At 67.5% G+C, this 268-nt stretch carries 1 pseudogene; it reads left to right on the plus strand.

Going from position 1 to position 268, the window contains the following annotated elements:
* Positions 1-268, plus strand: a pseudogene (locus MKD49_RS25995) (MFS transporter); the annotation flags it as partial.

Genomic DNA, 268 nt, shown 5'->3' on the forward strand with positions numbered 1-268 from the left:
GGCGTACTGTTCGCACCGTTGTTCCAGCCGCACAGCCCGTGGCTGGTCACCGCCTTCCTGTGCCTGGGCCTGTTCCTGATGGGGCTGACCTACGGCCCCTGCGGTACCTTCCTGGCCGAGATCTACCCGGTGGAGGTGCGCTACACAGGTGCCTCGCTGTCCTTCAATCTGGCCGGCATCCTCGGTGCGGCACCGGCGCCGTACCTGGCCACCTGGCTGGCCGAACGCTTCGGCCTGGTCGCGGTCGGCTACTACCTGTGCCTGACTG

Source organism: Herbaspirillum sp. WGmk3 (assembly GCF_023952535.1).
GTDB lineage: Bacteria > Pseudomonadota > Gammaproteobacteria > Burkholderiales > Burkholderiaceae_D > Herbaspirillum > Herbaspirillum huttiense.